Origin of the sequence: Streptomyces minutiscleroticus (assembly GCF_014650875.1) — a bacterium.
GTDB lineage: Bacteria > Actinomycetota > Actinomycetes > Streptomycetales > Streptomycetaceae > Streptomyces > Streptomyces minutiscleroticus.
This window is the reverse complement of the sequence record NZ_BMVU01000015.1, coordinates 141,897-154,377: the sequence shown is the minus strand read 5'-3', so window position 1 is coordinate 154,377 and position 12,481 is coordinate 141,897. Positions and strand designations below refer to the sequence as shown.

At 76.4% G+C, this 12,481-nt stretch carries 7 protein-coding genes and 1 pseudogene; 2 read left to right on the top strand and 6 right to left on the bottom strand.

What is annotated here, in order from left to right:
- Positions 1 to 178: 178 nt before the first annotated feature.
- The 5 genes from IE271_RS17555 to pdxR form a co-directional block, all read right to left on the bottom strand.
- On the bottom strand, positions 179 to 1,618 hold the full coding sequence (locus IE271_RS17555; protein WP_190191268.1) for a GNAT family N-acetyltransferase: 1,440 nt from the start codon (positions 1,616 to 1,618) through the stop codon (positions 179 to 181).
- Between the two features lie 191 nt (positions 1,619 to 1,809).
- Positions 1,810 to 4,608: a DUF6493 family protein gene (locus IE271_RS42060; protein WP_229919386.1), complete on the bottom strand. Its 2,799-nt coding sequence runs from the start codon at positions 4,606 to 4,608 to the stop codon at positions 1,810 to 1,812.
- Positions 4,605 to 6,008, bottom strand: coding sequence for an SWIM zinc finger family protein (locus IE271_RS17545; protein ID WP_190191267.1), 1,404 nt, complete (start codon positions 6,006 to 6,008; stop codon positions 4,605 to 4,607). The genes IE271_RS42060 and IE271_RS17545 overlap by 4 nt, the downstream gene beginning before the upstream one ends.
- Before the next feature lie 149 nt (positions 6,009 to 6,157).
- A complete protein-coding gene (locus tag IE271_RS17540; RefSeq protein WP_190191266.1) occupies positions 6,158 to 7,756 on the bottom strand; it encodes an alkaline phosphatase D family protein in 1,599 nt (532 codons plus the stop codon).
- 196 nt (positions 7,757 to 7,952) lie between these two features.
- Complete coding sequence (gene pdxR / locus IE271_RS17535; RefSeq protein ID WP_190191265.1) at positions 7,953 to 9,452, bottom strand: MocR-like pyridoxine biosynthesis transcription factor PdxR; 1,500 nt, start codon at positions 9,450 to 9,452, stop codon at positions 7,953 to 7,955.
- A 46-nt stretch (positions 9,453 to 9,498) separates the two neighbouring features.
- Here pdxR and IE271_RS44345 point away from each other — a divergent pair.
- Positions 9,499 to 10,590, top strand: a pseudogene (locus IE271_RS44345) (DMT family transporter); the annotation flags it as partial.
- On the opposite strand, the gene IE271_RS17525 reads toward IE271_RS44345, so the two are convergent.
- Complete coding sequence (locus IE271_RS17525) at positions 10,474 to 11,322, bottom strand: alpha/beta fold hydrolase (protein ID WP_190191264.1); 849 nt, start codon at positions 11,320 to 11,322, stop codon at positions 10,474 to 10,476. The pseudogene IE271_RS44345 and the gene IE271_RS17525 overlap by 117 nt on opposite strands.
- A gap of 350 nt (positions 11,323 to 11,672) precedes the next feature.
- Between IE271_RS17525 and IE271_RS17520 the strand changes: the two genes are divergently transcribed.
- Positions 11,673 to 12,422: a GntR family transcriptional regulator gene (locus IE271_RS17520; protein WP_190191263.1), complete on the top strand. Its 750-nt coding sequence runs from the start codon at positions 11,673 to 11,675 to the stop codon at positions 12,420 to 12,422.
- Positions 12,423 to 12,481 lie beyond the last annotated feature (59 nt).

The following is a 12,481-nucleotide window of genomic DNA, read 5'->3' as shown; positions in this document are numbered from 1 at the left end:
GGTGCCGCCCGGACCGGGCGGCACCCCGCCGCTCCCCCACGTCACAGATCTCCGCAGGCTCTCGCCGGGTCTTCGCAGGTCTTCCCGTACGAGGCTCCGGACCGGCTCCGTGCCTCCGCACGGGTGCGGAGGCTCCGGGCCGGTCCTGCGCGGGGCCGCCGGTCCCGCGTCGCCCGGTTCAGTCCCGTACGGAGTGCTCGTGCTCCTCGAAGCGGTGGTGCGGCGGCTGCGGGGCGGCCGGGGCCGTCTCCAGACGGGCGGTGATCACCAGCGTGCCCTCCTCGATCTGGTAGTCGAGGGGCAGGCCGAGTCCGCGCATCGCGGCGACCATGCCGGTGTTGGACGCCTGCGTGACCGCGTACACGTTCTCGCAGCCCGCCTCGGCGGCCATCGCGACCAGCCGACCGAGCAGTTCGGCGCCGATGCCGCGCCGCTGCCACTCGTCCTCGACGAGCAGCGCGACCTCCGTCTCGTCGCCGTCCCAGAGCAGGTGGCCGAGGCCCACGACGCGCCCCGAGGGGGTCTGCGCGGCGAGCGTGCGGCCGAAACGCGGGCTGAGCAGGTGGTCGAGGTAGCGGTCGGCGTCGCCGACGGGACCGTGGTAGCGCATGCTCAGCGTCCGCGGGGAGCACCGCTCGTGCATCGCCTTGGCGGCCCCGACGTCCTCGGTGCCGGCCCGGCGCACGGTGATGGCGCCGCCCCGCGGCAGGGTCAGCACGTCCTGGCCGAGCGGGACGCGCGGACCGAGCCGGGCGTCCAGCTCGACCAGGGCCCGGGCCCGGGCGAACTCGGTGGGCGTGAACGGCAGGTACGGCCGCTCCACGGTGATCACTCCGCCTTCGGGTGCGCGCAGCCGCATCACGGTGTCGTCGAGGGTCCCCTCGGCCGGCGTGCCGTCCTGGAGCCGGCTGCCGGTCACCGACGTGGCGGGCAGGGAGCGGATGGTGCACCGGCCCAGCAACTGGCGCAGAGCGAGCGGCAGTTCCGCCGCGTCCAGCGCGGTGCGGGAGGCCAGGCCCAGGATGCGGGTGGGGGCGTCCACCAGGTCGTGGGCGTCGGCCCGCTCGATCCAGGTGCCGCTGCCGCCGGCCGCGGCGACCGCCCCCGTGATCCCGGAGGCCTCGAGCGCGGTGGGCGCCCGCAGCAGGAACTCGTCCACCGTGCCCTCGGCCAGCGGGTGCGTCTGGAGGCTGAGGATGTCCACCCGATGCTCCGCCAGCGCCGTGCACAGCGCGGCCAGCGAACCCGGCTCGTCGCGCACCGTCGTCCGCATCCGCCACAGGGACGACTCCCCGGCGACGGACCGCGGGACGGAGCCGCCGGCGTCCGGCGCCGCCGCCCGCCCGGCCTCCCGCGCGGCGGCGGACGGCCGGGCACCGGTATCGTCCGCGGGCGGTGCGTGACCGTGGCGGCGTGACCACCATGTGTGGAAGGCCGCCGAGGCGGCCAGGACGACCGCCGCGCCCAGGAGGAGGGCCGGGCCGTCGGGGCCGTACCCGGCCAGGTCCGTCACGGCGTCGACGGCGGCGACCGCCGTCAGCAGGGCCGCCAGCTCCAGCAGGTTCCGGCGCCAGTGGCGGACGGGACGGCCGTGCTTCGCACGCGTCACATCAGACATGTCCTTTCTCATGGTTCCACTGTGAAGGAACGGTGTTGCGTGATCACGAACGCTTTGTGACCGATGGGTTAATCGGAATCCTGGCCATTTGAGCCGTTTCTGCTGGTGAGGAGGGCGGTCGGAGGCCCGGCGGCGGGATCCGGTCACGCACGGTGGCCGGACCGCGCCCCCTTCGCGGTCCGGCCCGGGCGTCAGGCCGCCGGCGGCAGCGTCAACGCCGTGCGCAGCCGGCGGGCCTGGGCGACCAGGCGCGAGGAGCCGCGGCGGTCCGCAGCCCGGTCCAGGTGCGGCAGGTGCCCGCGCGCACCGGTCCGTTCGGCGCACTCGGCCGCCACGGCCAGCAGGTCGCCGAGCCCTCGCGGTGGCGCGGCGGACGCAGTGGACACGGCGGCGGTCGCGGACCCTGCGGCGGCCGCCGACCGCGCGGCGGTCGTCCCCGCCGCCGGCGTCGCGGCCTCCGCCGTGTCCACTGCGTCCGCCGAGGTCGCCGTGTCCGCCGAGGCCGCCGTACTCGCCGGGACCGCCGCGTCCGCCGGGGCCGCGAGGCCGGCGAGTGGTGCCGGCAGCGCGGCCCGGAGTATCGCCCAGACCGTGGCGCAGGCCCCCGTCGAGGCGGCCGTGCGCAGCGCGTCCGCGAGCCGTGACGGCTTCACCGTGTCCAGGTCCATCAGCTCGCCGAGGTCCGTGCCCAGCCGCTCCGCGTCCAGCTGGCCGCGTGCCGCCAGCACCAGCAGGGCGTCCACCGCGCTGAGGCGGTTCCCGGAGTGACGGGAGCCGAGCCCGTACGCCAGGCACAGGTGCGTCGCCTCGCCCGCGGGCCCCTCGGCCTCGGCCAGGAGGGGCAGGATCGACGCGGCTCCGGCCGACGCGTCCACCACCGCCCCGGACACGTCGCGCAGGACCCGGCCGGCCAGCAGCTCCCGGTGGCCGGGCAGGACGGCGGCCCAGTGCCGCTGCTCGTCCTGGTCCCAGTGCCAGCAGTACGTGCTGCCGCTGAAGGGGTACAGCGGACGCCCCAGCTGACGGAACTCCTCCGGCAGCTCCTGCTGGAGGTCGAGCAGCTCGCCGAACTCGACGGATATCCGGTTGCCCAGGGTCCGCCGTCCGCTGGTGGGGAGCAGCGGGGCCGTGGCCGTCAGCCAGCGCGCCAGCCGCTCGCCCTCCGGTGTGCCGAGCGCGGCCGCCCGCTCCGCCGCGCGGGCGGCCGCGCCGGGGTCGTCCCGGCGCACCCGCAGCAGCGCCTGCGCGAAGTCGGCCTCCCCGGCGCGGGCCCCGAGCGCGCGGTACTCCTCCAGCCGTCCCGCCAGTTCCTCCGGCTCCAGCAGACCCGAGCCCCAGGTCGGTGTGGCCAGCAGGAACGGCGGCGGGTCCGTGCGCACCCGGTACGCCAGCTCCCGCATCCGGGCGTCGTAGGGCCTGGTCAGCGCGGAGTGTACGCACCGGTCGCCGGAGTGCCCGCGATGCGTCGCGGCGATGAGCGCGCCGGTGCGCACCGAGCCGAGGAGGCTCGCGACGACCACCTCCACGCCGTTCGACCGGTCGCGGAAGTACTGCTCGACGTTCTCGCGCGGCATGTCGTCGTGGGCCCACCAGCGCCGGGCGACGACCGGCTCCAGGGCCTCGGCCAGCGCCTCCCGGTCCCGGTGGGCGTGGCGGGCGAGCCCGTCCAGCGCGCGCTCGAACGTGGCCACGTCGCCACCGGACGCCAGCAGGGCCGAGACCTCCTCGGCCACCTCGGCCGCCGTCCTCGGGGGCGGAGCCAGCCGGACCGGCTCCGGGGCCGGCGGCAGGATCTCCTCGTACGCGTCCTGACCGGCGGCGGGCACCTCCGTGCCGAGCAGCTCCGCCGCGCCGGCGCGCAGCCCGGGGCTCAGCCGGTCCGTCAGGGCCGTCACCTCCTCCCGCGCCCGCGCGGGCAGCGCGTCGAGGTGCCTGCCCACGAGCTTCAGGGCGCGCTCCTGCACCTCGGTGTCCTCGTGCCCGAACGCCTCGGCCGCCGCGGGCAGCAGCTCGGCCGCGGCCGAGGCGTCGCGCCGCAGCACCTTGCCCAGCAGGACGAGCTGCGCCCGGACGAGCTTCTTCTCGCTGCGGAAGAGGACGGCCGTGCTCGTCTCCGCGAGCTGACGCGGCGTCAGCTCGCCGTCGAGCGCCAGCGCGCCGAGCACCGACTGCGCGTGCGCCGCCACGGTCGACAGGGCGTCGGCGGCCAGCGCCGTCCAGTCGGCGCAACGCTCGCGCCGCTCCTCGGGCGTCAGGTCGAGGCACTCGAGAAGCCGCAGGAAGGCGCGCTGCTCGGACGGGGCGCCGCCGCGCAGCAGCCGGGCCACGCAGGCGTCGACCATCACCTTGCGGTCGAGCACGCCCTCGCGCGTCAGCCGCGCCAGGGCGGGCGGCCAGGGGTCCGGGCCGTCGCCGAACATCCAGACCACCTGCCCGAGCGCCTCCGTGGAGGCGCAGAGGGCGGCGACCAGCTCGGCCACGTGCGGGTCCCGGCGCAGCCGGTCCGCGACCGTGCCCCCGGTCTGCCACACGCCGGAGACGTGCTCGACCCACCCCTGGACGTAGGCGTCCGTCGTCGGCACCGGGCAGCCCGCGAGCCGCACCAGCCCCGCCATCAGCTCGTACGGCACCGCGGCGGAGGCCGGGCGCGCGGCCAGCCGGTGCACGAGGTCGCCGAGCCACCGCGGGTCCCGGCCGCCCAGGACGTGCAGCAGGGTGCCCGGACCCGCCTGGTTCCAGCGCATGTCCGAGGCGGCGATCCAGGTGGCCGCGGCGGCGGCCCCGGTGTGGCACGCCGCCCCCACCGCGTGCAGGGCCGGGCACACCTTGCGCGCCCTGGCCCCCCACGGATCGGCCCGCACCTCCTTGCGCAGCTCCTTCAGGGCGGGCAGGCAGGCCCGCCGCCCGGCGTCGGGCACGTCCGCCAGCAGGCGCACCGCCTCGCCGGTCCGCCCGGCCCGCACGGCCTCCACCAGGGACTCGGCGCTCATCGCGCACCTCCGCCGACCGGCACGCCCTGCCGGCCCGCCGCCGCTTCCCTGCGCACCATGCGCACCGCCAGCGCGTGCTTGCACGGGCCGCGCCCGCCGCGGTACTTCGCCCACCACAGGCAGCTGCAGCTCAGCGTGCCCGCGTCGTCCCGCACCCGGTGGACGTGGCCGTCCTCCGCGGTGACCGTGCCCACGTCCCCGTCCAGCGCCACCGCGCCCGCCGCCACGAGGTCGCGGGCCGCCCGCAGTCTGGGGTTGTGGCGCTCCGCGCGCTGCGCGTCGTACGGCAGCTCGCGATGGAAGTAGGCCGCCTCCGCCGCGTCGTACCCCACGCGGCCCGACGTGCCCAGCCGCACCAGGGCCGCCCGCACCCGCCCGGCCGGCAGTCCGGAGGCGGCGGCCAGGTCCGTGACGTCGATGCGCGGCTCCCAGGCCAGCAGCACCGCGATCAGCTCCGCGTCCTGCGCCGCCTCGTCGGTGGCGAGCGCGTCCAGGACGCCGCCCTCGCCGGAGAAGCCGCGGGAGGTCTCGGGCGACAGCGTCAGCGTCAGACGCATGCCCGGCAGGACGACCTCCCAGGCGCTCGCGGCCGCGGCGCCGCCGGTCACCGCCGGTCCGTACACGCGCAGGGCCGTCGCGTGCCGCAGCACCCGCTGGAGCGCCGCGAGCCGCTCGGGGCCCGGCAGGCACACGGCGCCCGGCACCGGGCGGGTCGTCGGCCTGAGCGCACGGCCCGCGGGCACCACCCACTGGACGCCGCGCGAGGCGCCGCGCGCCGTGCCCCGGGGCAGCGACCGCAGGAAGCGGACGGCCTCCGCGGCGGGCAGCTCCGCCCGCAGCTCGAAGGAGGAGGCCAGCACCTGGGCCTCCGCGAAACCGCGCAGCCAGCGGTCCGGCAGCGGCACCTTCTTCTCGACCACGGGCCCGTCCAGCGTGGTCACCGCCAATTCGTCGGGGCCGACGCGCAGATGCAGCGGGTCGTCCGCGCCGATCCGCGACAGGGCTTCCCGCAGCGGGTTGTTGACGTCGACGTTCGTCGTACCGTGCCCGATGTCGCCGCCGTCCAGGCCCTCGCCCAGGACGTCCAGGCGCGCGTACACCCCGCAGCAGCCGGAGAAGGACTCGAAGCGCAGCCGGTCGCCGTTGCCCGTCACCACCGGGTCCAGCGAGGCGGGCGACTGCCGCTGGTGGTACCGGGCCGCCGCCACGTCGGCCACGGCCAGCAGCCCCGCGGACGCCACCTGAGGATGTGTCAGGAACCCCGCGAAGAAGCGGGGATGGTCCTCGATCCCGCGGGGGGTCGCACCCCGCGAGGTCTCGAGTCCCAGGCGGGGCCCGCCGGCTGAGGACTCCAGCGCGGAGGGTCGGGAATAGGCCACGGCCTGCATGGATCGCGTCATGGGAAGGACCGTAGGGGCGACCACTGACAATCGCCCCGGCCTGCGAAGACACCGTCCCGGCCGGGCAGTTGGGGCGCGTGCGACCGTGCCGCGCGCCGGGGGATGACTCCGGTACGCGGCACGGAGGGCGAGCCTAGCGCGTACCGCCGCTACTGCCCCACGCGTCCGGGCTGGAGCACCTTCGTGAACAGCACGCTGCCGTCCTGCTCGCGCAGACGCACCGTCAGCTCACCGCTGTGCCCGTCGATGTCGACCTCGCCGAAGAACTGGTAGCCCCCGGCGGGCGAGACGTTCGAGGCGGTCGGCGCCTTCACGAAGACCCGCTCGGGGCCGAAGGTGGCGTCGAGGTCGGAGGCCGGGAAGGCCCCGGCGTTCAGCGGGCCCGACACGAACTCCCAGAACGGCTCGAAGTCGGTGAAGGCCGCCCGCGACGGCTGGTAGTGCTGCGCCGAGGTGTGGTGCACGTCGGCGGTCAGCCACACGGTGCCGGTGATCCGCCGGTGCTTGACGTACCGCAGCAGCTCGGCGATCTGCAGTTCGCGGCCCAGCGGCGCGCCCGGGTCGCCCTGGGCCACCGCCTCGAAGTTCGGCCGTCCCTCCGTGGTGTCCGGCACGACCAGGCCGATCGGCATGTCCGAGGCGATCACCTTCCACACCGCGCGGGACCGGGACAGCTCCCGCTTGAGCCACTCCAGCTGCTCCCGGCCGAGGATGCCCACCGGGTCGGAGGTCTGCGCACCGGGGGAGTTGGCGTTGCGGTACGTGCGCATGTCCAGCACGAACACGTCGAGCAGCGGACCCTGGTGCAGCACCCGGTGCACCCGGCCCTCCCGGGCGCCCGGGCGCAGGGTGGAGATCGGGAAGTACTCGCTGAACGCGCGGGTCGCGCGGGCGGCCAGCGCGTCCACGCTCTTCTCGGTGTAGCGGCTGTCGGTCTCGCTGATCATCTGGCCCGGGTACCAGTTGTTGCGCACCTCGTGGTCGTCCCACTGGACAATGGACGGCACCTGGGCGTTGAACCGCCTGAGGTTCTCGTCGAGCAGGTTGTAGCGGAAGTTCCCGCGGAACTCGGCCAGGGTCTCGGCGACCTTCGCCTTCTCCTCGGTGGTGACGTTCCGCCAGGTGCCGCCGCCGGGCAGGGCGGCGGTCGCCGATATGGGGCCGTCGGCGTAGATGCTGTCGCCGCTGCACAGGAAGAAGTCCGGGTCCAGCCGGGCCATCGCGTCGAAGATCCGGTAGCCGCCGAGGTCGGGGTTGATGCCCCAGCCCTGGCCGGCCAGGTCGCCCGACCACACGAAGCGCACCCCGTCGCGCCGCCCGGCCGGCGTCGTGCGGAACGTACCGGTGACCGGTTCGCCGGTGCGGCGCGGGTCGTCGGGGTCGGCCAGCAGGACGCGGTAGTGGATCTGCTCGCCCGCCGGCAGTCCGTGCAGCCGCGTCGTGCCCGTGAAGTCCGTGCCCGGGCCGAGCAGCGGGCCCCGCCATCTGCGCGGATCGCGGAACGACTCGGTCGCCGACGTCTCCACGACCATCCGGGCGGGCCGGTCGGAGCGCACCCACACCAGGCCGGAGTGCGCGGTCACGTCACCGGCCTGTACGCCCCAGCCGGCCCGGGGCCGTCCCGACAGCGCGAGGGCCGGGGCCGGGCCGAGGGCCGCGGGCAGGGCGAGCGCCGCCGACGCGGCGAGCGAGCCGCGCAGCACACCGCGGCGGTCGGGACGGAACGGGCTCGGCGGACGGTGTGACATGAGACGCCTCCTGGGACGGCTGACCGTGATGCAGTGCCACAACTACTGGCGCGCCGCAGCGCGTACGCGAACCCCAAGTGAACAACCGGCCGCGAGGACGGGGAACAGCCGTGCGACGACGACAAGGCGTGCCGCTCCGCCCCGACGGCCCGCCGGTCCGGCCGGGGAGCCTCGGCGGCCGTCCTGCTCCCGTCCGTCACGTGCCGGCCTCCGCCATCGCCCGCACCCCCTCCCGGATGCGCGCCGGCGGGAGGTGCGCGTAGCCGAGCACCAGCCGCACCCGGTCGTCCTGCGCGGGCGTCCGGGCGCAGTCCGCCAGCGGGCGCACCGCGATGCCCGCCGCCCCCACGCGGTCCAGGAAGCGGGACGACGGACCCCACCGCTCCGGGAGGGCGGCGACGACGTGCAGGCCGGCCGCGACCCCGGTCACCTCCGTCCCCGGGAAGTGCTCCTCCAGGGCCGCCACGAGGGCGTCCCGCCGCTCCCGGTAGGCGCGCCGGCAGCGGCGCAGGTGCCGGTCGTGGTCGCCGCGCTCCACGAACCGCGCGAACAGCGCCTGGTCGAGCACCGGATGGCCCAGGTCCATGGTCCGCTTGCGCTCGACGACCTCCTCGGCCAGGGACTCCGGGACGAGCAGCCAGCCGAGCCGCAGCCCCGGGGCGAGCGACTTGCTCACGGAACCGGTGTAGGCGACCCGTTCCGGATCGAGTCCCTGCAGCGCGCCCACGGGGGCGCGGTCGTACCGGAAGTCCCCGTCGTAGTCGTCCTCGACCACCAGGCCGTCCACGGACCGCGCCCACCGCAGGAGCGCGGCCCGCCGCCGCGCCGAGTACGCGACGCCCGTGGGGAACTGGTGGGCCGGCGTGGTCACCGCCACCCGCACGCCCGACGCGCGCAGCGGCCCGGGCGCCAGTCCCTCGTCGTCCAGGGGCAGCGGTACGGCGTCGACGCCGGCGGAGGCGAACAGGGCGTCGTGCTCGGGGCTCCCGGGGTCCTCCACGCCCACGGAGCGCACCCCGCGCGCGTGGAGGACGTGCCCCAGCAGCGTCACGGCCTGGGCCACGCCGGAGACCACCACCACCCGCTCGGGGTCGGCGGCCACGCCCCTGCGCCGGGTGAGCAGGTCCGCGAGGGCCGTGCGCAGGCGGGGCAGCCCGCGCGGGTCCGGGTAGCCCAGGGCGTGGTGCGGCAGGTCGGCGAGGACGCCGCGCTGCGCGGCGGCCCACGCCGCGCGCGGGAACAGCGACAGGTCGGGTGCGCCGGGCAGGAAGTCGGCCCGGGCGCCGGGAGGGCGGGGAGCGAGGTCCCGCGCGCGTGGGCGGGCCGCCCGGACCGTGTCGCTCACCCAGGTCCCGGCGCCCCGCCCGCTGCGCAGGTAGCCCTCCGCGGTCAGCTGCTCGTACGCCTCGGTGACCAGGCCCCGGGACACCCCGAGGTCGGCGGAGAGCGCGCGGCTGGACGGCAGCCGGGTGCCCGGCGCGAGCCGCCCGGAGCGGACGGCCTCGCGCAGCGCCGACCGCAGCGAGCGCCCACGCGCGCGGGCCGGCGCCGCGGCGGCCGGGAGGAGCAGTTCCCAGGCGGCGGTCCAGGGCGCCGGCGCCCCGCCCGCGCGCGTGGGCGCCAGGGGCGCGGCAGGGCCGGAGGGTGCGGCGCAGTGCGGCCCGCCGGCGGCCGGATCGGTCCCCGATGGCGACATGGAAGTGGACCTTAAACGGGGACCGGTGCGTGCCTAGCGTCGCCCCATGGATGTCACCACCGCCCGCGGGGCCCTGCTCGCCGCCTTCGCCGCCGTCCTCGTCGGCGGCTCCTTCACCGCCAACAGCCTGCTGGGCCACTATCCGTACGCGGGCGGGCAGTTCCTTCGCTACGGGCTCGCCTTCCTGCTGCTCCTGCCGCTCGCCGGACGCGGCGGCGCCGCGGCGCTGCGCCGGCTGGGGCCGCGTGCCTGGGCGCGCCTGGCGCTGCTCGCCGCCGTCGGCACGGTCGGCTTCAACCTCGCCGTCATCGCCGCCGAACGCAGCGCCGAACCCGCCGTGCCCGGCGTCTTCGTGGGCTGTGCCCCCGTCGTCGTGGCCGTGGCGGCGCCGTTCCTGGCCGGCCGCAGGCCGCGGCCCGCCGTCCTGTGCGGCGCGTCGCTGGTGGCCTGCGGCGCGTTCACCGTCCAGGGGTGGGGGCGCACGGACGGCGCGGGACTCGCCTTCTCCCTGTGCGCGCTCGTCGGCGAGGTCGGCTTCGCGATGCTCGCCGTACCGCTCGTGGAGCCCCTGGGCCCGCGTCTGCTGTCGGCCACTGTGTGCGGCCTGGCCACGGCCGGGTCGGCGGTGGCCGGGCCGCTCGTGGACGGCGGGGCCTGGCTGCGCACGCCGGACGCCGCCGAGGCCGCCGCGCTGCTGTGGCAGGCGGCGGTCGTCACGGTCGTCGGCTTCGTCTGCTGGTACATGGGGGTGCAGCGCATCGGCACCGAGCGCGCGACGCTCTTCTCCGGCCTCATCCCCGTCGCGGCGGCGGCCACCGCGCCGCTCGTGGGGACGGGTGCGTACGGGAGCGCGCAGGCCCTGGGCAGCGCGCTCGTCGGAGCGGGAGTGGTCCTCGGGGCCGGCGCGCCGACGGCCGTCCGGGCGCGCCGCCGCGGGACACCGGCCGCCGGCGGCGGGCACGGCCCGGGCGCGCCGTCGCACCGGTCCGGGGAACCGCGGCAGGCGGCCGGGGCACTCCGCTCAGGCGCTGCCGACGAGCGGGCGGCTGCCGTCGAGCAGGACCCGCGCGACCAGGGCGGGGTCGTCGTTCATGGGGACGTGCCCGCAGCCGGGCAGCCGCACCAGACGCGCGCGGGGGACGACCTGCTTGGCGCGGACGCCCTGGCGGCGCGGCAGCAGCCGGTCCCGCGTGCCCCAGGCCACGGTGACCGGGACCCCGGGGACGTCGTCGGTGAACCGGACCCGCACCCCGGCCCGCAGCGTCTCGGCGAAGCCCGCCGCGTGCGCCAGGGCGAGGGTCTCCGCCACCACGGCCTCGGGTGACCTGCGGCCGGGACGGGCGTAGATGGTGCTGGTCAGCAGGGTGCGGCCGGCCGCGCTGCGGGACAGCCGCCGTACCAGCGGCAGCGGCAGGCCGCGGGCCGCGCGCCGCATCGCCGCCAGCACGCCGAACGCGTACCGCCGCTCCGGCTGCGTCCAGAAGCCGGCCGGCGACAGGGCCGTGACGGACCGCACGAGCTTCTCCCGGCCGAGTTCCAGGGCCAGCAGGCCGCCCAGGGAGTTGCCCGCCACGTGCGGGCGCTCCAGGCCCAGCGCCGTGCAGAATCCGCCGAGTGCGGCGTTCATCGTCGACAGGTCGTGGGTGAGGCCGTCGGGCAGCGCGGGCGACTCGCCGAAGCCGGGCAGGTCCACCGCGATCACCTCGCGCTCGGCCGCCAGGATGTGCACCACCGGGTCCCAGGCCTGCCGGTGGTGGCCTATCCCGTGCAGCAGGAGCAGCGGCTCGCCCGCGCCCGTGCGTTCGTACGCGACGGTCACGGTCCGCGGGCCGAGCGGAGAGGGGACGGAGAAGGAGACCTCGGACGGCATGGAACTGCTCCTCGTCTGGGGCGGGATGTTGTGTAGACAGCTTGTCAGCAACGGCTACTCGTCGGTAGCCCCCGATGCGGTCCGTGTCGCCCGGCGGTGTCCCCAGGGATGCGACCGCCGAAATGCCCCTCCTGGGGAGGGTGTCTTGAAATCGCGCCCCTGGGAGAGCGTTGTACGAACTTCTCGTGAATGCCGCCCCGTGTCCTGCTTGTGTACTTCCCGTGAGACCGAGGATTGGTCTTGACCAAGGGCGGGGGCGGTCCCTATGGTCGCAGGGGGATAAGGCAAGAACCTTTAATAAACAAGGGCGTTAAAAACGCCGCCGGGTCACGGCCGTCGCGGAGGACAGGGTGGGGACCACGCAGCTGGAAACAGTGCCGGAGCCGAAGTACTGGCACCTCAGGACCGTGCTCAGCGAGGCGCTGGACTCCGAGTTCTCCGTGGGGGAGATCCTGCCGAACGAGCGTGACCTCGCGGCCCGCTTCGGGGTCGCCCGCGCCACGCTCCGGCAGGCCCTGGAGCAGCTCGAACTGGAAGGGCGGCTGCAGCGCAGGCGCGGGGTCGGCACGACGGTCGCGCCGCCGCGCGTGGGCGTCGCCGTCGGCACCGAGCAGCACGCGTGGCCCGGGGCCGAGGGCGACGCCTGGGAGCCCGCGGACTGCGCCACGGCCGCACCGCCCGCCGCGGTGGCCGGGATGCTGGAGACCCGCAAGGACGAGCAGGTGCACACGGTGCGCCGGTCGCTGGTGACGAACGGCCAGCCGGTCGCCGCCGAACTGCTCTACGTCCCGCTGTCGTCCGTCCCCGCGTCGGCGGCCGCCGACGCCGCCTCCGGGGCGGCCCGCGCACATGCCGTGCTGCAGGGGCTGCGGCACCTGGACCTGGAGGGCCAGGACCGCGCCGTGGAGCTGGGATCGGCCCGCGCGGAGGACGCCAAGGAACTCGACCGGCTCCCCGGGGCCCCCGTCCTCGTCGTCACCACGCGCTTCTTCGCGCGGGGGCGCACCGCGGCGGTGTCCGTGGCGACCTACCGGGCCGACACCTGCCGGCTGACGTTCGCCGACTCCGGCGGCGTGGAGATCCACCACGACGCCTCCTGACGGCGACGCGCCGCCCGTTCTCGTTCCGTTCCGGTGCGGCCCCTCCGCCGCGTCCGGGA

Bases quoted from the DNA above. Each gene is read 5' to 3' on its own strand.
- IE271_RS42060 (WP_229919386.1), bottom strand. From the start codon at position 4,608: ATGAGCGCCGAGTCCCTGGTGGAGGCCGTGCGGGCCGGGCGGACCGGC.
- IE271_RS17555 (WP_190191268.1), bottom strand. From the start codon at position 1,618: ATGTCTGATGTGACGCGTGCGAAGCACGGCCGTCCCGTCCGCCACTGG.
- IE271_RS17525 (WP_190191264.1), bottom strand. From the start codon at position 11,322: ATGCCGTCCGAGGTCTCCTTCTCCGTCCCCTCTCCGCTCGGCCCGCGG.
- pdxR (WP_190191265.1), bottom strand. From the start codon at position 9,452: ATGTCGCCATCGGGGACCGATCCGGCCGCCGGCGGGCCGCACTGCGCC.
- IE271_RS17545 (WP_190191267.1), bottom strand. From the start codon at position 6,008: ATGACGCGATCCATGCAGGCCGTGGCCTATTCCCGACCCTCCGCGCTG.
- IE271_RS17540 (WP_190191266.1), bottom strand. From the start codon at position 7,756: ATGTCACACCGTCCGCCGAGCCCGTTCCGTCCCGACCGCCGCGGTGTG.